Origin of the sequence: Pseudomonas sp. S37 (assembly GCF_016658545.1) — a bacterium.
Taxonomy (GTDB): Bacteria; Pseudomonadota; Gammaproteobacteria; order Pseudomonadales; family Pseudomonadaceae; genus Aquipseudomonas.
Genome location: NZ_JACVZC010000124.1, coordinates 1 through 18,849, shown reverse-complemented (window position 1 = coordinate 18,849; position 18,849 = coordinate 1). Strand labels below are relative to the sequence as shown.

17 protein-coding genes are annotated in these 18,849 nt (G+C 62.4%); 10 read left to right on the top strand and 7 right to left on the bottom strand.

Features of this window, described 5'->3' with window-relative positions:
* Window positions 1-68 precede the first annotated feature (68 nt).
* Window positions 69-1,289: an MFS transporter gene (locus IAE39_RS25225; RefSeq protein ID WP_201207220.1), complete on the bottom strand. Its 1,221-nt coding sequence runs from the start codon at window positions 1,287-1,289 to the stop codon at window positions 69-71.
* Window positions 1,290-1,634: 345 nt separating this feature from the next.
* Here IAE39_RS25225 and IAE39_RS25220 point away from each other — a divergent pair, with 345 nt between their 5' ends.
* From IAE39_RS25220 to IAE39_RS25210, 3 genes are read left to right on the top strand one after another with little or no spacing between them, the layout of a single operon-like run.
* The gene (locus IAE39_RS25220; protein WP_201207219.1) at window positions 1,635-3,071 is read left to right on the top strand and encodes a cytochrome ubiquinol oxidase subunit I; all 1,437 of its coding nucleotides are present in this window, start codon (window positions 1,635-1,637) and stop codon (window positions 3,069-3,071) included.
* Between the two features lie 3 nt (window positions 3,072-3,074).
* On the top strand, window positions 3,075-4,082 hold the full coding sequence (cydB, locus tag IAE39_RS25215; RefSeq protein ID WP_201207218.1) for a cytochrome d ubiquinol oxidase subunit II: 1,008 nt from the start codon (window positions 3,075-3,077) through the stop codon (window positions 4,080-4,082).
* Between the two features lie 9 nt (window positions 4,083-4,091).
* Window positions 4,092-4,247 carry a DUF2474 domain-containing protein gene (locus IAE39_RS25210; protein WP_060508707.1) on the top strand — a complete coding sequence of 52 codons (156 nt, stop codon included), beginning with the start codon at window positions 4,092-4,094 and terminating at the stop codon, window positions 4,245-4,247.
* A gap of 117 nt (window positions 4,248-4,364) precedes the next feature.
* Here the strand turns inward: IAE39_RS25210 and IAE39_RS25205 are convergent, their stop codons facing one another.
* Window positions 4,365-5,489 carry a methyltransferase gene (locus IAE39_RS25205; protein WP_201207217.1) on the bottom strand — a complete coding sequence of 375 codons (1,125 nt, stop codon included), beginning with the start codon at window positions 5,487-5,489 and terminating at the stop codon, window positions 4,365-4,367.
* A gap of 96 nt (window positions 5,490-5,585) precedes the next feature.
* Window positions 5,586-6,293 carry an autoinducer binding domain-containing protein gene (locus IAE39_RS25200; RefSeq protein ID WP_201207216.1) on the bottom strand — a complete coding sequence of 236 codons (708 nt, stop codon included), beginning with the start codon at window positions 6,291-6,293 and terminating at the stop codon, window positions 5,586-5,588.
* A 213-nt stretch (window positions 6,294-6,506) separates the two neighbouring features.
* Between IAE39_RS25200 and IAE39_RS25195 the strand changes: the two genes are divergently transcribed.
* A complete protein-coding gene (locus IAE39_RS25195) occupies window positions 6,507-7,283 on the top strand; it encodes a ferredoxin--NADP reductase (RefSeq protein WP_201207215.1) in 777 nt (258 codons plus the stop codon).
* Between the two features lie 95 nt (window positions 7,284-7,378).
* On the opposite strand, the gene mscL is transcribed toward IAE39_RS25195, so the two are convergent.
* A complete protein-coding gene (gene mscL, locus IAE39_RS25190) occupies window positions 7,379-7,798 on the bottom strand; it encodes a large-conductance mechanosensitive channel protein MscL (RefSeq protein ID WP_201207214.1) in 420 nt (139 codons plus the stop codon).
* Between the two features lie 175 nt (window positions 7,799-7,973).
* On the opposite strand from mscL, the gene radA reads away from it, so the two are divergent.
* Window positions 7,974-9,344 carry a DNA repair protein RadA gene (gene radA / locus IAE39_RS25185; RefSeq protein WP_003251626.1) on the top strand — a complete coding sequence of 457 codons (1,371 nt, stop codon included), beginning with the start codon at window positions 7,974-7,976 and terminating at the stop codon, window positions 9,342-9,344.
* A 180-nt stretch (window positions 9,345-9,524) separates the two neighbouring features.
* On the opposite strand, the gene IAE39_RS25180 is transcribed toward radA, so the two are convergent.
* Window positions 9,525-11,042, bottom strand: coding sequence for a nucleobase:cation symporter-2 family protein (locus IAE39_RS25180; RefSeq protein WP_201207213.1), 1,518 nt, complete (start codon window positions 11,040-11,042; stop codon window positions 9,525-9,527).
* Between the two features lie 263 nt (window positions 11,043-11,305).
* Complete coding sequence (locus IAE39_RS25175) at window positions 11,306-11,671, bottom strand: PilZ domain-containing protein (protein WP_201207212.1); 366 nt, start codon at window positions 11,669-11,671, stop codon at window positions 11,306-11,308.
* A 165-nt stretch (window positions 11,672-11,836) separates the two neighbouring features.
* On the opposite strand from IAE39_RS25175, the gene IAE39_RS25170 reads away from it, so the two are divergent.
* The 3 genes from IAE39_RS25170 (at window position 11,837) to yjiA (ending at window position 15,281) form a co-directional block, all read left to right on the top strand.
* Window positions 11,837-13,903: a carbon starvation CstA family protein gene (locus IAE39_RS25170; protein WP_201207211.1), complete on the top strand. Its 2,067-nt coding sequence runs from the start codon at window positions 11,837-11,839 to the stop codon at window positions 13,901-13,903.
* Between the two features lie 13 nt (window positions 13,904-13,916).
* The gene (locus IAE39_RS25165) at window positions 13,917-14,114 is read left to right on the top strand and encodes a YbdD/YjiX family protein (RefSeq protein ID WP_085626863.1); all 198 of its coding nucleotides are present in this window, start codon (window positions 13,917-13,919) and stop codon (window positions 14,112-14,114) included.
* Between the two features lie 189 nt (window positions 14,115-14,303).
* Window positions 14,304-15,281, top strand: coding sequence for a GTPase (gene yjiA, locus IAE39_RS25160; protein ID WP_201207210.1), 978 nt, complete (start codon window positions 14,304-14,306; stop codon window positions 15,279-15,281).
* Here yjiA and IAE39_RS25155 read toward each other — a convergent pair.
* Window positions 15,241-16,728, bottom strand: coding sequence for a methylenetetrahydrofolate reductase C-terminal domain-containing protein (locus IAE39_RS25155; RefSeq protein WP_201207209.1), 1,488 nt, complete (start codon window positions 16,726-16,728; stop codon window positions 15,241-15,243). The genes yjiA and IAE39_RS25155 overlap by 41 nt on opposite strands.
* A gap of 225 nt (window positions 16,729-16,953) precedes the next feature.
* On the opposite strand from IAE39_RS25155, the gene IAE39_RS25150 reads away from it, so the two are divergent.
* Together IAE39_RS25150 and IAE39_RS25145 are read left to right on the top strand one after the other, a co-directional pair.
* Complete coding sequence (locus IAE39_RS25150) at window positions 16,954-17,778, top strand: 5-methyltetrahydropteroyltriglutamate--homocysteine methyltransferase (RefSeq protein WP_201207208.1); 825 nt, start codon at window positions 16,954-16,956, stop codon at window positions 17,776-17,778.
* Between the two features lie 175 nt (window positions 17,779-17,953).
* Window positions 17,954-18,673: an SDR family oxidoreductase gene (locus IAE39_RS25145; RefSeq protein ID WP_201207207.1), complete on the top strand. Its 720-nt coding sequence runs from the start codon at window positions 17,954-17,956 to the stop codon at window positions 18,671-18,673.
* Window positions 18,674-18,849 lie beyond the last annotated feature (176 nt).

Genomic DNA, 18,849 nt, shown 5'->3' with positions numbered 1-18,849 from the left:
CTTAAGAGGTGTCCGGGATCATTAGGCCAGTTCAGTTTACCCGCGAAGAGGTCGGTACAGGCAACCAATCAACCGTTATGCAACCGATCCCGCTTGGCCAATGTAGGGAACAGTTTTATCCACACCCCTGTCACCACCAACGTGCCTACCCCACCCATCACCACCGCCGGCACTGTGCCAAACCAGTGCGCCGTCACCCCCGATTCAAACTCGCCAAGCTGGTTCGAGGCACCAATGAACAGCCCGTTCACCGCGCTCACCCGCCCGCGCATTTCATCTGGCGTCTCCAACTGCACGAACGAACTGCGAATAACCATGCTGATCATGTCCGCCGCGCCCAGCACCACCAGCACCGCCAGTGAGAACCAGAACGAGGTGGACAGACCAAAGGCAATGGTGGCCACGCCGAAAATGCCCACTGCGGTGAACATGGTTCGGCCGACATTACGCTCGAACGGGAAGCGCGCCAGCCACAGCGACATCAGCAACGCCCCCACCGCGGGCGCCGAGCGCAGCAGGCCGAGGCCCAGCGGGCCGGTCAGCAGGATGTCCTTGGCGAACACCGGCAGCAACGCGGTGGCGCCGCCCAGCAGCACGGCGAACAGGTCCAGCGAGATGGCGCCGAGGATGTCGGGGCGGCTACGAATGAAACGGATGCCCGCCAGCAGCGACTCGATGCTGGCGCGCCCGCGCTGCACGACCTGGCCGCGCGCCTGCAGGCTCAGGGTCAGCACGCAGGCGATGGCGTACAGGGCCACGGTAGGGCCGTACACCCAGATGCTGCCGAAGGCATACAGGAAGCCGCCTACCGCCGGCGCGACAATGGTCGCCGACTGGGTGGCCGAGGCCGACGCCGCCACAGCCCGCGGGAACAGCCCGGGCGGCACCACGTTGGGTAGCAGCGCCTGGGTCGCCGGCATTTCGAACGAGCGCGTGGCGCCAAGCAGGAAGGCCAGGGCAAAGATCAGTTCACGGGTGACGTTATCGGTGGCGCTGCCCACGGCCAGCGCCAGGGCAATCAGCCCCTGCAGGCTTTGGCACAGGGCGGCGACCTTGCGCCGGTCATAGCGGTCGGCGACATGGCCGGTGTGCAGCATGAACAGCACCCGTGGGGCGAATTCGACCAGGCCGACCAGGCCCAGGTCCAGCACATTGCCGGTCAACTGGTAGAGGTGCCAGCCTATGGCCACGGTGAGCATCTGGAAGCCGCTGGCGGTAAACACACGGGCCAGCCAGAAAGCCAGGAAAGGGCGGTGGTGACGCAACAACTGCGGTGCGGATTCGGACATCGGAAACCAGGGGCCTCGGCGCAGTAGAGGGGGTGCGCAGCGTATCACCTGTTTGTAACAAACGGTTACTGTTTGCCTGGGTCGGCACTTTTTCACCGGTTATGTAAGAGGGTGGGGCAACCGGTCACGCGGCAATCAACCACACGGCCCGTCGGGCCATTCGGGACTATGCTTCCTAGCAATCGTTGATCTGGATCAATCGTTCCAGATTCAACGAATTGGCCCTCTGGGCCGGAATCCCTGCGATCGAACAGAACAATTCCAACGCGCCGTACTCGACCAAGTGGGGGCAGTGGGCGACGGGGCCACAAGCCCGGACGCCGGATTATCTGAAGAGGAAGCACCATGTTCGGAATAGAGGCCCTAGAGCTCGCCCGAATGCAGTTTGCCTTTACCGTGTCGTTCCACATCCTGTTCCCGGCCATCACCATTGGCCTGGCGAGCTACCTGGCAGTCCTTGAAGGCCTCTGGCTGCGGACCCACAACCAGGTCTACCGTGACCTCTACCATTTCTGGTCGAAGATCTTTGCTGTCAACTTCGGCATGGGCGTGGTCTCCGGGCTCGTCATGGCCTACCAGTTCGGCACCAACTGGAGCCGCTTCTCCGACTTTGCCGGCGCTGTCACCGGCCCGTTGCTCACGTATGAAGTGCTCACTGCCTTCTTCCTCGAAGCCGGCTTCCTGGGGGTCATGCTGTTTGGCTGGAACCGTGTTGGCCGAGGCCTGCACTTTTTCTCCACGGTAATGGTGGCGCTCGGCACGCTGGTCTCGACGTTCTGGATCCTCGCCTCCAACAGCTGGATGCAGACCCCGCAAGGCCACGAGATCATCGATGGCAGGGTGGTACCTGTGGATTGGTTCGCGGTGGTGTTCAACCCCTCGTTCCCCTACCGCCTGATGCACATGGCCACCGCTGCGTTCGTGTCCACGGCGTTCTTCGTCGGCGCCTCGGCGGCCTGGCACCTGCTGCGTGGGCGTGACAACCCGGCGGTGCGCAAGATGCTGTCGATGGCCATGTGGATGGCGTTGATCGTCGCCCCTGTCCAGGCCGTGATCGGCGATTTCCACGGCCTCAATACGCTCAAGCACCAGCCGGTGAAGATTGCTGCGATCGAAGGCCACTGGGAGAACGTACCCGGCGAGCCGACCCCGCTGATCCTGTTCGGTATCCCCGACATGAAGGCCGAGACTACCCGGTTCAAGGTCGAGATCCCGGCGCTTGGCAGCCTGATCCTGACCCACAGCCTGGACAAGCAGGTGCCGGCGATGAAGGAGTTCCCGCCGGAGGACCGGCCCAACTCGCTCATCGTGTTCTGGTCGTTCCGGGTCATGGTCGGCCTCGGTTTCCTGATGATCTTCGTCGGCCTGTGGAGCCTGTGGCTGCGCAAGCGCGGCACGCTCTACAGTTCACGCCCGTTCCTGTACGTAGCCCTGTGGATGGGCCCCTCAGGGCTGATCGCGCTGCTGGCCGGCTGGTTCACGACCGAAATCGGCCGCCAGCCGTGGGTGGTGTACGGCCTGATGCGCACCGCAGACGGCGTGTCCAACCACAGCTACGCCCAGCTTGGCTTTACCTTGGTAGCCTTTGTGGTGGTGTACTTCGCCCTGTTCGGTACCGGCCTTGGCTACATGATGCGCCTGGTGCGCAAGGGCCCGCAGACCGGTGAAGGTGACGAGACCAACCCCGGTGGCCCTGGCACCAAACGCACCCCGGCGCGGCCGCTGTCCGCCGCCGATGATGGCCACCAGGCCAACACCGCCAGCCTGAACAAGGGGAACTGAGCCATGGGTATCGACCTTCCGCTGATCTGGGCCGTGATCATCATCTTCGGCGTCATGATGTACGTGGTGATGGATGGTTTCGACTTAGGGATAGGCATGCTCTTCCCGTTCGTCAAGGGCGAGCATGACCGTGATGTGATGATGAATACCGTCGCCCCGGTGTGGGACGGCAACGAAACCTGGCTGGTGCTCGGCGGCGCCGGGCTGTTCGGGGCGTTCCCGATGGCGTATTCGGTGATCCTCGAGGCGTTGTACCTGCCATTGATCCTGATGCTGATCGGCTTGATCTTCCGCGGCGTGGCGTTCGAGTTCCGCTTCAAGGCCACCGCCGAGAAGCGGCATATCTGGGACAAGGCGTTCATCTGGGGCTCGCTGGTCGCGACCTTCTTCCAAGGTGTGGCATTGGGCGCGTTCCTGGAAGGCTTCAAGGTGGTCGACCGGCATTTTGCCGGCGGCACCCTCGACTGGCTGACCCCGTTCAGCCTGTTCAGCGGGCTGGGGCTGATCGTGGCCTACACCCTGTTGGGCTGCACCTGGCTGATCATGAAGACCGAAGGGCCGCTGCAGCAGAAAATGCACGACATCGCCCGGCCGCTGGCGCTGGTGCTGCTGGCGGTGATCGGTATCGTCAGCCTGTGGACGCCTATCGCCTACCCACAAATCGCCGACCGCTGGTTCAGCATGCCCAACCTGCTGTGGTTCATGCCGGTGCCGTTGCTGGTACTGGTGACCTTCTACGGGTTGCTCAAGGCAGTGGCGCGCAATGCGCACTACACACCGTTCCTGCTCACCTTGGTACTGATCTTCCTGGGCTACAGCGGCCTGGGTATCAGCCTGTGGCCGAACATCATCCCGCCGTCGATTTCGATCTGGGATGCCGCAGCGCCACCGCAAAGCCAGGGCTTCATGTTGGTGGGTACGTTATTCATCCTGCCGTTCATCCTCATGTATACCTTCTGGAGCTACTACGTGTTCCGCGGCAAGGTGACCCATGAAGACGGCTATCACTAGGAGGGCCGCATGATGACTGGCAAGCATGGCCTGGAAGACAAGAAACCGCTGTGGCAGCGGCTGGGTTGGCTGGTGCTGATCTGGGCGATGAGTGTGGCGGCGCTGGGGGTGGCTGCCTGGGTGATGCGCTTGTTCATGGGGGCTGCTGGCCTGACCACCCACTGAGCAAAACACATGTCCCTGTGGGAGCGGGTTTACCCGCGAAGAAAGCAACGCGGTGTATGGCACCGGCTTTGCCGGTGTTCGCGGGTGAACCCGCTCCCACAGGTGGCTCGCAGCGGCTTACTTGCGCGCTTTCAGGATTACAAACTTGGGCGTAGCCGCCACCTGCTCAACCCCACGGAACAAACGCGCCAGCTTGCTGTGATAGCCCAGGTGCCGGTTCCCGACGATATACAACGCCCCACCCACCACCAGCGCTTCGCGCGCCTGCTGGAACATGCGCCAGGCGAGAAAATCACCCACCACCTGTTGCTGGTGGAACGGCGGGTTGCACAGCACCACATCCAGCGACTGCTTTTCTACGCCGGCCAAGCCGTCGGCCGCCTCGAAGGCCGCCGGTCGCTCGCCCAGCGCTGCTTGCCAGTTCTCTCGTGCCGATTGCACCGCCATGTACGACTCATCGACCAGGGTGTATACGGCATCCGGGTTGGCCAGGGCGCTGGCAATCGCCAGCACGCCGTTGCCGCAGCCTAGATCCGCAACGCGTGCGCGGCCGAGGTCGCGTGGCAGGTGCGGAAGGAACGCCCGGGTGCCGATGTCCAGGCCCTCGCGACAGAACACGTTGGCGTGGTTGACCAGTTCCAGCGCCGGCGCATCGAGGCGATAGCGGCTGGGGTAGGGCGAGCGGGCGGCAGGGCGTTCGGCTACCGTCGCTGTCAGCAAGCGGGCCTTTTTCTGTGCCAGCGAAGCCTGCACCGGGCCGATGTACTTCTCCATCAGCTCGCCAGCGGCCCGTGGCAGGTGCTTGATCATTGCCCCGGCGATCACCTGCGCACCGGGCGCCAGTTGGCCCTGCAGACGGATCAGTTGCTCTTCGAGCAGGGCCAGGGTCTTGGGCACGCGCACCAGCACCCGGTCGAACGGGCCTTGCCAGTGTTCGCTGGCCGGCACGAACGGCACGCTGTCGAATGGCAGGCCATTGCGCACCAGGTTCTTTTCCAGGGCCAGGTGCGCCAGGTGCGAATCGCCGCTGCTGGTCACCTGCAGTTGGCCGGCCAGGCTGGCAGCCAGGGCGCCGAAGCTGTCATTGAGCACCAGTACCCGGCAGCTGGCGTCAGGTGCCTGCTCGTGCAACTGCGCAAGCAGGTACTCGTCAGCGGCATCGAAAGCCTGCAACGGGTCATTGGCCTGCTCCGGCTGGCGGATCAGGTCGAGTTCGGCGTAGGGGGTGGTCAACAGGGGCATGGCGTCTGGCTCGGGTATGAAACTGCCCGTTGCGGTTCGCCCCGGGCTTTGCCGGGCGATTCTACAGGGCTTTGGCCGAGGTCGCAGGCTTGAAGGTCAGATCCAGCCGCGCAGGGCAGCGATGGCGATGGCGCCAGCTTTGTTGGCAGCGTTGGTCTTGTTGATCACGCTGCGGATATGGAAGTTAACCGTGCTTTGCGACAGTGACAGGATACAGGCCACGTCGTTGGCTGTTTTGCCGGCGGCCGACCATCTCAGCACTTCCAGTTCCCGCTCGCTCATTTTCGGCTGCGGTGGGCACAGGTCGTTCAGGTGGTGCTCGCCCAGTACTGCGTGCAGTGTGTGGCACAGCCACTGCACGCTGCCGGCCTTGTCGTAGAGTTCGTGGATGGCGATGCTGCCGTTAGGCCTGGCCACGCTGACCTGGCTCTCATTGTGCTGCAGGTCGTGCAAAGACTGCGTCCAGCCGTGACGCAGGCCGTACTGGCAGGCTGCCTCACGATAATGCGGGGCATCACGATACAGGTCGTCGGTCCACAGCACCGGCATGGTTGAACTGTGGCTGACGTTGGCGGCCGAGTCCTGCTTGTAGAATTCATCGCGCTGGTAGCGCGCTATCCACTCATCCGGGTAGTTACTGTAGAGGTAGACCCGGGGTGTCTGTGTGGCGATCTGAATGCGAATGTTCAGCCCGAGGTAATCCATTCCAAGGTCTTGTGCCAGGTGCACCGCGATGTCGAACAGCTTCCGTGGACTGCGTTCACTGACGAACGCATCAAGATGTTCGGGTTTCCAGTGAAGCATCTGAAACACTCCTGGGGGCGTAGGATCCAATCCGTTTGGGTACCCGGATGATTGTAGGAAAAGTCCTACCATGTTGTTGGGATTTTTTTGTTATAGCGATCAGGTTTTTCTGCGACTTCGGCACGATCGCCGTAGATGAGGCCCTACAAAGCGGTGGTTTTTATCCAGGCCGGTTTAAGCGACACTGTGCACACGCCAACCTTGGAGCCCGATATGACCGCTAGCGCCGAAAAGTTCACCCGCCAGACCCTGCTTGATGTTCAGCCACTGACGCCGAACCTCTTCAGCCTGCGGGTCACGCGCGATGCAGGGTTCCGCTTCCGCTCCGGCCAGTTTGCCCGCCTGGGCGTGACCAAGGCTGATGGCAGCGTGGTGTGGCGCGCCTATTCCATGGTCAGTGCGCCGCATGACGAGCATCTGGACTTTTTCTCAATCGTGGTGCCAGGGGGGGAGTTCACCAGTGAGCTGAGCCGGTTGGGTGCAGGCGACACCCTGCTGATCGACCGCCAGGCCTTCGGCTTCCTTACCCTTGACCGCTTCGTCGGGGGCCGTGACTTGTGGCTGCTGGCTACCGGCACCGGTATTGCGCCGTTCATGTCGATCCTGCAGGACTTCGAGGCCTGGGAGCGGTTCGACAGTATCAAGCTGGTGTATTCGGTGCGTGAAGCCAGGGAGCTGGCCTACGTGGATGAAATCGCCGGGCTGGAACAACGCGACTACCTGGCCGAATTCGCCGGCAAGCTGCAGTTCATTCCGGTAGTGACCCGCGAGCTGCACCCGGGGGCACTGAACCAGCGTATTACCACGTTGATCGAGAATGGTGAGCTGGAGAAGGCGGCGGGGCTGGAGCTGTCACCGGAGCATTCGCGGGTGATGCTGTGTGGCAACCCGGAAATGATCGACGAGACGCGTAAGGTGCTGAAGGCGCGCGACCTGCAACTGAGCTTGAGCAAGCGGCCGGGGCAGGTGGCTGTGGAAAACTACTGGTAAGGCGAGCTGCAAGCCTTAAGCTGCAAGCTTCAAGAAAAGGCAGCCCGATAATCCCTCTGCTTTTTCTTGCAGCTTGCAGCTTGCGGCTTAAAGCCTCAAGGCAACCGGTTCTGGTTCTGCGTCTTGAGCAAATCCCGAATCTCGGTCAGCAAGGTCTCTTCAGCCGATGGCACTGGCGGCGCAGTCGGCGCCACGGCCTCTTCACGCTTCAGGCGGTTGATGACCTTCACGCCCATGAAGATGGCAAAGGCCACGATCACGAAGTCGATCACGGTCTGAATGAACTTGCCATACGCCAGCACCACCGCCGGCACATCACCCTCGGCAGCCTTCAGGGTAATGGCCAGGTCACTGAAGTCCACGCCACCGATCAGCAGGCCCAGAGGCGGCATGATCACGTCGCCGACGAAGGACGAGACGATCTTGCCGAAGGCCGCGCCGATGATGATACCAACCGCCATGTCGACGACATTGCCTTTGACCGCGAAGGCCTTGAACTCATTGAGCATGCCCATGTTTAGATCCTTGTAACAAAAGGTAAGGTTAACGCAGTGTAAGCCACTAAAACGCTTCATGCGTTGTGTTCAGGGCTACTGACTGCAGTTAGAGCGAATAGTTTTGTCGCACGCGCAAGCGTTCGAGACACGTTCTGCTCGGCTATCATGGCGGTTTTTTCCAGGAGACCCTCCCATGGCCAAGGCCAAGCGCTTGTATGGCTGCACCGAGTGCGGCGCGACCTTCCCCAAATGGGCCGGCCAGTGCGGCGAATGCGGGGCCTGGAACACCCTGGTCGAAACCATGATCGAAAGCGGCGGCGCCGCGGCGCCCAGCAGTGGCCGTGCCGGCTGGACCGGGCAGCAGGCGCAGATCAAGACCCTGGCCGAAGTCAGCGTCGAGGAAATCCCGCGCTTCACCACCAGCAGCACCGAACTGGACCGCGTGCTGGGTGGCGGGCTGGTGGATGGTTCGGTGGTGCTGATTGGTGGCGACCCCGGCATCGGCAAGTCGACCATCCTGTTGCAGACCTTGTGCAACATCGCCGTGGGTATGCCGGCGCTGTATGTCACGGGTGAGGAATCGCAGCAGCAGGTGGCCATGCGTTCACGGCGCCTGGGCCTGCCTCAGGACCAGCTCAAGGTGATGACCGAAACCTGCATCGAGACCATCATTGCCACCGCGCGCGTCGAGAAACCGCGCGTGATGGTGATCGACTCGATCCAGACCATTTTCACCGAGCAACTGCAGTCGGCCCCCGGCGGCGTGGCCCAGGTACGCGAGAGCACGGCGTTGCTGGTGCGCTACGCCAAGCAGAGCGGTACGGCAATCTTCCTGGTTGGCCACGTGACCAAGGAAGGTTCGCTGGCTGGTCCGCGGGTGCTGGAACACATGGTTGATACCGTGTTGTATTTCGAGGGCGAGTCCGATGGCCGCCTGCGCTTGTTGCGGGCGGTGAAGAACCGCTTTGGCGCGGTCAACGAGCTGGGCGTGTTCGGCATGACCGATCGCGGCCTGAAAGAAGTGTCCAACCCGTCGGCGATCTTCCTCAACCGTACCCAGGAGGAAGTGCCCGGCAGTGTGGTAATGGCCACCTGGGAGGGCACCCGACCGATGCTGGTCGAGGTACAGGCACTGGTCGACGACAGCCACCTGGCCAACCCGCGCCGGGTCACCCTGGGCCTGGACCAGAACCGCCTGGCCATGCTGCTGGCGGTGCTGCACCGTCATGGGGGTATCCCGACCCATGACCAGGACGTGTTCCTCAACGTGGTTGGCGGGGTGAAGGTGCTGGAAACCGCTTCGGACCTGGCGCTGCTGGCGGCGGTGATGTCCAGCTTGCGCAACCGGCCTTTGGCCCATGGCCTGCTGGTGTTTGGCGAGATTGGCCTGTCGGGCGAGGTGCGGCCGGTGCCGAGTGGGCAGGAGCGGTTGAAGGAAGCGGCCAAGCATGGGTTCAAACGGGCCATCGTGCCCAAGGGCAATGCGCCGAAAGAGGCGCCAGCAGGGTTGCAGGTGATTGCCGTGACCCGGTTGGAGCAGGCACTGGATGCATTGTTTGAGTGATGTATAGCCTGTACCGGCCTATTCGCGGGTGAACCCGCTCCCACAGGAATATCACAGGGCCCGTAGCTTGCGCGGTCCCTGTGGGAGCGGGTTTACCCGCGAAAAGGCCCGAACAGGCAAACGAAAAAGGGGCCGACGATGCGCGTCAGCCCCCAACCCACCTCACCGTTCAGTCAGCGGTCAATGCTCGGCCACCGCCGCCCGCCTGACCGTTTCATTGCCATGCTCGTCCAGCTCCAGCAGCGGCACTTCGTTACCCTCGGCATCGAACAGCTTGCCATCCTTGAAGTAGTCACCATCACGCAGCGCGGAAATGTCCGAGTACTGAATGGTGCGCTCGTAGGCCGCGGCGAACACCGACTGGTTTTCCGAGTTGCCGGTGGTGAAGTGGTTGAAGATCAGGTTCAGCAGGATCGCCATGATCGCCGCCGAGCTGATACCCGAGTGGAAGATGGTCTCAAACCAGTTCGGGAAATGGTGGTAGAAGGTGGGCGCGGCGATCGGGATCATGCCAAAGCCCAGCGAGGCGGCAACGATGATCAGGTTGACGTTGTTCTTGTAGCTGACCTTGGACAGGGTACGGATACCACTGGCTGCCACGGTACCGAACAACACGATACCGGCGCCGCCAAGTACCGGGGTTGGCACGGCGGCAATCACCCGGCCCATGATCGGCAGCAGGCCGAGTACCACCAGGATCACGCCACCGGTGGCCACCACATAGCGGCTCTTGACCCCGGTCACGGCCACCAGGCCGACGTTCTGGGCGAACGCGCTCTGGGTGAACGAACCAAAGATCGGCGCCAGGATGCTCGATGCCATGTCGGCGCGCAGACCGTTGCCCAGGCGCTTGGAGTCGACCTTGGTCTCGATGATTTCACCCACGGCAAGGATGTCGGCCGAGGTTTCCACCAGCGTCACCATGATCACGATGCACATCGACAGGATCGCGGCGATGTGGAATTCCGGCATGCCGAAGTGGAACGGCGTGGGGAAGGCGAACATCGGGCCTTCGCTGACCTTGCTGAAGTCGGTCATGCCCAGTGCCCAGGCGATCAGCGTGCCGACCACCATGGCCAGCAGGATCGACAGGCGCGAAATGGTCGCGTTACCCAGCTTGCTCAGCAGCAGCACGATGGCGAAGGTCAACCCGGCAAGGCCGATGTTGGCCACGCTGCCGAACTCCGGCGAAGCGCTGTTGCCACCCATCACCCAGCGCGCGGCGACCGGCATCAGGGTCAGGCCGATGGTGGTGATGACGATGCCGGTCACCAGGGGCGGGAAGAACTTGGTGATGCGCGAGAACACCGGTGTAATCAGGAAGCCGATCAGCGATGCAGCCATGACCGCGCCAAGCACGCCCGGCAGGCCACCGCCGCCCTCACTGCTGAGGATTGCGCCCATGGTCGCCACACCGGCGAACGACACGCCCTGCACCAGCGGCAACTGGCAGCCGAAGAACGGCAGGCCAAGGGTTTGCAGCAGGGTGGCCAGGCCACCGGCAAACAGCGAGGCGGCGATCAGCATGCCAATTTCGGCACCGTTCAGACCAGCGGCCTGCCCCAGGATCAGGGGTACCGCGACGATCCCGCCATACATGGTCAGCACATGCTGCAGACCATAGGCCAGGTTGGCACCCAGCCCGAGGTTTTCATCCTCGGGGCGCTGGGCGGGAGACGTGCTAGGGGACGTAGTCATGGAGCAGGCTCTCTGTTTATTGTTGTGTCGCTACTGTAGACACTTCCTACAAATGATTGCCACAAGAATTGTATACAATATTTTGATCGGAGCGCGCACAGGAGTGGCTGCAGGGTGCGCGAAAACCCAATGCAGAAGGCGTACCAACTCATCAGAAGCTGTACTAGAGAGGTGTGTACAAAGTGCTGCTACCCAGGCTTAAAGCTGTCTGGGTAGACAGGAAACACCCGGTGGGAAGGCTATTAGCTAGCTAAGAGATTTCATTATTCGATGAGTTCGCGCAGCTCACGCATCATTTCGGTGCTGTCGGCCACGTTCAATTCCACAAGACGGTGCAAATGGCTCATGGAATCGATGTCGATGTACAGGCAGATGAAGCCCAGGCACTCCGGTTCTTCGTGGCGTAGTTCAACCTGCATCTGCACCTCGGTCTCGCCATCATTGAGCACGATGTAGGCTTCGAAATCCTGGGTCAGGTCGGCATCCCAGGGTTTCGGGCATTCAACCAGCAGGCCTTTGAGGGAAAGGTCGAGCAGTTTCACTTCCCAGCAACGTTCGCCCTGGCACAGCCTGGTCGGGGCGTCGAACGGGATACGCTGGAAACGGCGGCGTTCGTCGTGATTGCTCATGGGCGGGCTCTCCGGGTGACATCCTGACTATAGTTAGAAGGATATGTGCATCAGGTACCGCAATCTGGCCGCAGAGGCTCTAGACCAAAGCAAGTGTGGCAATGCGCGATGACTGGCCCTAGACTCGGTGGGCGGTCTTTCCAATCCACCAGCTGGAAGCTAACCATGAACAACAATAATAGCCTGCTACGCCACATTCCGTGGCTGGCGCTGGCAGTCATAGGGGCCTGCGCGCTGGGTGTGGTAGCCCTGCGTCGCGGCGAGGCAATCAACGCCTTGTGGATCGTTGTCGCTTCGGTGGCCATCTACCTGGTTGCCTATCGCTACTACAGCCTGTTCATCGCCACCAAGGTGATGCAACTCGACCCGCGCCGTGCCACCCCGGCGGTGCTCAACAACGACGGCCTGGACTACGTCCCGACCAACAAACACATTCTTTTTGGTCACCACTTCGCCGCCATCGCCGGTGCAGGCCCCCTGGTGGGGCCGGTACTCGCCGCGCAAATGGGCTACCTGCCCGGCACGCTGTGGCTGATCGCCGGCGTGGTGCTGGCCGGTGCGGTGCAGGACTTCATGGTCCTGTTCCTGTCTACCCGCCGCAACGGCCGCTCGTTAGGCGACATGGTGCGCGAGGAGATGGGCCGCATTCCGGGCACCATTGCCTTGTTCGGCTGCTTCCTGATCATGATCATCATCCTTGCCGTGCTGGCGCTGATCGTGGTCAAGGCCCTGGCTGAAAGCCCATGGGGCATGTTCACGGTGATGGCGACCATCCCGATCGCGATGTTCATGGGCATCTACATGCGCTACATCCGCCCGGGCCACATCGGTGAAATCTCGATCATCGGCGTGGTGCTGTTGCTGGGGTCGATCTGGCTGGGTGGCCAGATTGCAGCTGATCCGGTATGGGGCCCGGCGTTTACCTTCACCGGGGTACAGATCACCTGGATGCTGGTGGGTTATGGCTTTGTCGCGGCCGTGTTGCCGGTGTGGCTGGTACTGGCGCCGCGCGACTACCTGTCGACCTTCCTCAAGATCGGCACCATCATCGCCCTGGCCATCGGCATCCTGATCACCATGCCAGAGCTGAAGATGCCAGCGCTGACCCAGTTCACCGACGGCACCGGCCCGGTGTGGAAGGGCACCCTGTTCCCGTTCCTGTTCATCACCATCGCCTGTGGTGCGGTGTCCGGCTTCCACGCGCTGATTTCCTCGGGCACTACGCCCAAGCTGCTGGATAACGAAACCAACGCCCGCTACATCGGCTACGGCGGCATGCTGATGGAGTCGTTCGTTGCCATCATGGCCATGGTGGCTGCGTCGGTGATTGAGCCAGGCGTGTACTTCGCCATGAACAGCCCGGCCGCGGTGGTTGGCGCCGACGTTGCATCGGTGGCGCAGACGGTCAGCAGCTGGGGCTTCCTGATCACACCGGAACAACTGGAAGCGGTCGCCCGCGACATCGGCGAGCACACCATCCTGGCCCGTGCCGGTGGCGCACCAACCCTGGCGGTCGGTATCGCGCAGATCCTGCACCATGTACTGCCGGGTGAAAACACCATGGCCTTCTGGTACCACTTCGCGATCCTGTTCGAGGCGCTGTTCATTCTTACCGCAGTAGACGCCGGTACCCGTGCCGGGCGCTTCATGCTGCAGGACCTGCTGGGCAGCTTCGTGCCGGCCCTGAAACGCACCGAGTCGTGGGGGGCCAACCTGCTCGCCACCGGCGGTTGCGTGGCGCTGTGGGGGTATCTGCTGTACCAGGGCGTGATCGACCCGTTGGGTGGCATCAACACCCTGTGGCCGCTGTTCGGTATCTCCAACCAGATGCTGGCGGGTATCGCCCTGATGCTCGGCACCGTGGTCCTGATCAAGATGAAGCGCGAGCGCTACATCTGGGTCACCCTGCTGCCGGCAGCCTGGCTGCTGATCTGTACCACGGCGGCAGGCCTGATCAAGCTGTTCGACCCGAACCCGGCGGTTGGTTTCCTGGCCCTGGCCAAGAAGTACAGCACCGCCCTGGACGCCGGCCAAGTACTGGCCCCGGCCAAGGACATCGGGCAGATGCAGCATGTGATCTTCAACGCCTACACCAACGCCGGCCTGACCATCCTGTTCCTGCTGGTGGTGTTCAGCGTGCTGTTCTTTGCCCTCAAGGTCGGCTATGCCGCCCTCGGTCGCAAGGAACGCAGCGACAAGGAAACCCCGTTCCAGGCCCTGCCTGACGCTTGAGAGGACTGCAGCCATGTTCAACGACCTGGGTCGACTGGGTAAATACCTGGGGCAGGCAGCCCGCCTGATGGTCGGCATGCCCGACTACGACAACTATGTCGAGCACATGCAGAAGACGCACCCGGACAAGCCGGTCATGACGTACGAGCAGTTCTTCCGCGAACGTCAGGAAGCGCGTTATGGCGGCAAGTCCGGGCCGAAGTGCTGCTAAAAGCCCATCGGCTTGCGCGGTCCTTGTAGGAGCGGCCTTGTGTCGCGAAAGGGCCGCAAAGCGGCCCCAGGTTTTCAGCTTCGCTGCGGATAAAGCTGGGGCCGCTGCGCGGCCCTATCGCGACACAAGGCCGCTCCTACAGGGAGCGCGCGCACCTTCCGAATTTTCACTGCACAGGAGATGTTCTGCGTGCAGACGCCCATTCCCGTAACCATCCTCACCGGCTTCCTCGGCGCCGGTAAGACCACCTTGCTCAAGCACATGCTCAAGGCCGAGCACGGCCTGAAGCTGGCTGTGATCGAAAACGAATTCAGCGAAGCCGGCATCGACAGCCAGCTGCTGGGTGACCAGCCGGTGCAGGTGATGACCCTGGCCAATGGCTGTGTGTGCTGCAGCATCCACGGCGACCTGACCCGCGCCCTGTACCTGTTGCTCGAGCGCCTGGATGCCGGTGAAATCGCCTTCGACCGCCTGGTGATCGAATGCACCGGCCTGGCTGACCCGGCGCCGGTGGCGCAAACCTTCTTCATCGACGAGGAACTGCGCGAGCGCTATATCCTCGACGGCATTATCACCCTGGTCGATGCCAAGCATGCCGAGTTGCACCTGACCCAGACCATCGCCCAGGCCCAGGTCGGTTTTGCCGATCGCCTGCTGCTGAGCAAGACCGACCTGGCCGAGCCGGCTGCGGTCGAAGCCCTGCGTGAACGCCTGGCCCGTATCAATGGCCGGGCGGCGATCCGTGTCGTTGAGCACGGTTGCATCGACCTTGCAGAGTTGCTGGATGTGCGCGGTTTCAACCTCAACCCCGACCTGGGCGCAAACCTGAAACCCTCGCTGCGGCCTGTGCTCAAGCCCGCCACACCGGACCGCATCGGCACGATGGTGCTGCGCACGGAAACCGCGCTGGATATCGACCGCCTCAGCGGCTTCATGAACGAGCTGCTGGAAACCCACGGCAAGCAGTTGCTGCGCTACAAGGGCGTACTGAACATTGCCGGCGAGGAGCGCAAGCTGGTGTTCCAGGGCGTGCTCAAGCTGTATGGCTTTGACTGGGACGCCGAGTGGGCCGCAGGTGAAACCCGCGAAAGCGTGATGGTGTTTATTGCCGATGACTTGCCCGAGGCTACGATTCGGGCTGGGTTCGAGGCGCTGGCTGCGGACTGAGCCGGTGTGGGGCTTGCGGGGCGAACCACTGCGGCCATGAGCTGCGGTGGCGCGTTTCCACTTCGATGCACGGAATCAGCCGTTCGGTCAGTACGGCGGTTTGCCCCACGGCCTTGGCGGTGCGGTACTTGATACTGTGAATGCACTCGCGGTCGCCGAACTCGCAGCGGTTCAGCGCGGTACCCCCGCAAGGGCCGTTGGCCAGGCCCTTGGGGCAGGTTTCCGGGCAGATGTACAAGGTGTCTTCCAGGCGGCAGCGGCCGCAGGTATCACAACCTACCAGCGGGCGCTTCACGCTGCGTTCCAGGCTGTGCAGCACGTGTGCGCCAACGGGTGTCGCCCACAGTGGTTGGCGCACCGCCCAGCCGAACGCCTTGCTCAGGCTGTTGCGGCGGCTGAACAGCAGCGAATGCATGCCATGCATCAGGTGATAGCGGGCTTTTTCCTTGAACGAGGCATCGACCCGTGACTCGCCCTGGCGCCAGCCCGCCTGGGGCGGATGGAACGTCACTGCCGGCAGGCCGGGCATTTGCCAGCTGGCCTGCCAGGCAGGCGCCCATTGCTCCAGCGTGTGGACCTGCGCTTGCCAGTGTTCCAACCGCGCTTCCAGGGCAAGCAACTGCTTGAGCTCGTGAATTCCCGACAGGTGCACGCCGGCGTACCCCATCAGCTTGGTACCCACGATCTGCAAGGCCAGGCGGTCAACGCTGCGTGCCTGCGCAAAGGCCTTGGACTGCGCCGTTTCTGCTTCGAGCATGTCGCGCATGGACGGTGTGACGGTAACGCCGGCCACGTGGTCGAGCATCGCAGCACGGCCGTGGGTAAGGCTCATCAGGCAGGCCAGCATGGGTTTTGGCGCGGCCTGGCGGCGCATCCAGTGCATGGCTTCCTGGTGCTTGGCAGCATCGAAACCCAGTTGCAGGGTAAGGAAGTCGGCCCCCGCAGCCAGTTTTTTCTCGGCCTTGAAGTACTGCGCGCCGCCTTCTTCCTCGTGGTACTTGAACGGGTTCAGCGCCGCGCCCAGCAACCAGTGCGGGCAGGCCTGGCGGGCAATCTGCAGCGCGGCCACCGACTCCAGGTAGCGCACCGGGCGCTGGCCAGGTTCGTGCCCGGGCAAGCGGTCACCGGTCAGCAGCAACAGCTGGTCGAGGCCGGCGGCGTCCATGCGCTGCAACTGAGCGAGCAGGTGGTGGCGCTCGCGGTCCTTGCCGGAGAAATGTGGCAGGGCAGGCACCGGGCTGCTGAACGAGGCAAGGGCGTCCAGCGGCGACATGTCCAGCGGGCTGCCGACGCGGTCGCCGATGGCCACGGTCATTGGCCAGCCGCACAGGCGTGCACGGTCCATGATCGCCTGCATGGCAGCGAAGCGTTCAGCAGAGGCTTTGGGGACGAACTCCATGACACAGACAAAGTTCTGTTCACGCAGCGCGATTTTCAGCAGGCTCATGAGGCCGGGCACCTGGTGTGGTCAGGGTGGCATTGTGCGGCAGAAGGCGGGCGAGGTCATGTCCGGATGCGCAGGGTGATGCTCTGAATGAGACACGGGTCAGCCCATGCAAAACCATGAACATGAGAATTTCTTGGGTTCATCTCAAATTTTATGAGTTTGTCTCAATACCCCCATCCGCCGGAAAATCCCTTCATCAATTTGAGCATGCTGAAGGGACAAGACATGGCACTGGCACACAACCTGGGCTTTCCACACATTGGCGGCGACCGCGAACTGCGGGCCCGCCATTGGCAAGTGCAGAAGGACGCCGGAATCGAACTGCTGCCAGTCGGCGACTTCGCCCAGCATGACTACGCCCTGAACACCGGTGAACAGCCGTTTGCCCTCAACTGGGAACCCCTCTTCGAAGAAGTGGAACAAGCCAACGCGTTGGGCCATGCAGTCAAGCCGGTGGTGGTCGGCCCATTGACCTACCTGTGGCAGGCCCAGGCCCGCAACGCCGACTTCGACAAGCTGGACCTGCTCGACCGCCTGCTGCCCCTGTATGACCACGTCCTCAACCGCTTGGCTGCGCTGGGCGTTGAATGGGTGCAGATCGATGAACCGGTCCTCGCCCACGAGCTGCCGCAGGATTGGAAAAACGCTTTCGAGCGTGTTTACAACATTCTTCAGCGCGCACCGCTGAAGAAGCTGATCGCCACCTACGCCGGTGGCCTCGATGGCAACCTTGGCCTGGCCGCCAACCTGCCGGTCGATGGCCTGCACATCGATCTGGTGCAGGCGCCTGAGCAGTACCAGGCCATCCTCGATCGGCTGCCAGCCTACAAGGTGCTGTCGCTGGGCCTGGTTGATGGCCGCGATGCCGCGCCTTGCAATCTGGACAATGCCCTGGGGCTACTGCAGGAGGCCCATGAGCGTCTGGGTGAGCGGCTGTGGCTGGCACCGGCTTGCTCGTTGGCGTACAGCCCGGTGGAAGTGGCTGTGCAGAAGTGCCAGGAAGTTGCGGCGCTGGCTGCTTCGCTGGAGCAGTACCGGGTCGCGGCTTGATCATCTGCTGCCTGTACCGGCCTATTCGCGGGTGAACCCGCTCCTACACGTACAGCGCAAACATTGAAATTTGCGCGGTCCGTGTAGGGGCGGGTTTACCCGCGAATAGGCCCGCACAGCCCATACAAAACCCCTAGAATGCCAACTCCGATCCAATCCACAGGGAAGTCACGCGATGCGCATTCTGGTAGTCGGCGCCAGCAAAGGGCTGGGCAAGGCATTCATGGAAGGGCTGGGCAAACCCGGCGATACATTGATCGGCGTGTCACGCGCCAAACCTGCGGCCGTGAACACCGGCCAGGGTATCCACGCCCAGTGGATCGAAGCCGATCTCGGCCAGCCGGTTGCTGCCGTCGAGGCCATTGCCCAGGCGCTAGCCGAAGGTGGCGTGGATACGCTGATCTACAACCTCGGCCTGTGGGAGGCCGAAGCCTTCGAGGCGCACTACAGCTTCCTCGAAGACCGCGATGTGGAATTGCAGCGCATGGTCGACTGCAACATCACAGCCACCATTCTGCTGATCAAGCGGCTGCTGCCGTTGCTGCTGAAAAGCGAAAAACCACGCATCATGCTTACCGGTTCCACCTCGGGCCTGCCGCAGAGTGGCCGCCCGGAAGTGACCTTCGCCGCATCCAAGTTCGCCCTGCGCGGCATTGCCGAGGCGTTGCGTGAAGGTTACCGGGGGCAGGGGCTTGGGGTGACCTGTCTGAACCTGGGGTACCTGAATACCGAGGACAGCCTGGACGTGCCGTTGGCTGAGGCGGCGGCGCGTGGGGAAGGTGGGCTGATACCGCTGCACGATGTGGTGCTGATCGTGCGAACGCTGCTGGAACTGTCGGCGGCGAGCTATGTGCGTGAGCTGACCTTGCCGGCTATTGCTGATGAGCGGTTCTAGAGCTTTATAAGCAGGCCCGGCCTCTTCGCGGGTAAACCCGCTCCCACAGGTACAGCGCAAATTCTGAAACTTGCGTTATCCCTGTGGGATCGCAAACGCTGAAACCTGCGTTATCCCTGTGGGATCGCAAATTCTGAAACTTGCGTTATCCCTGTGGGATCGCAAACGCTGAAACC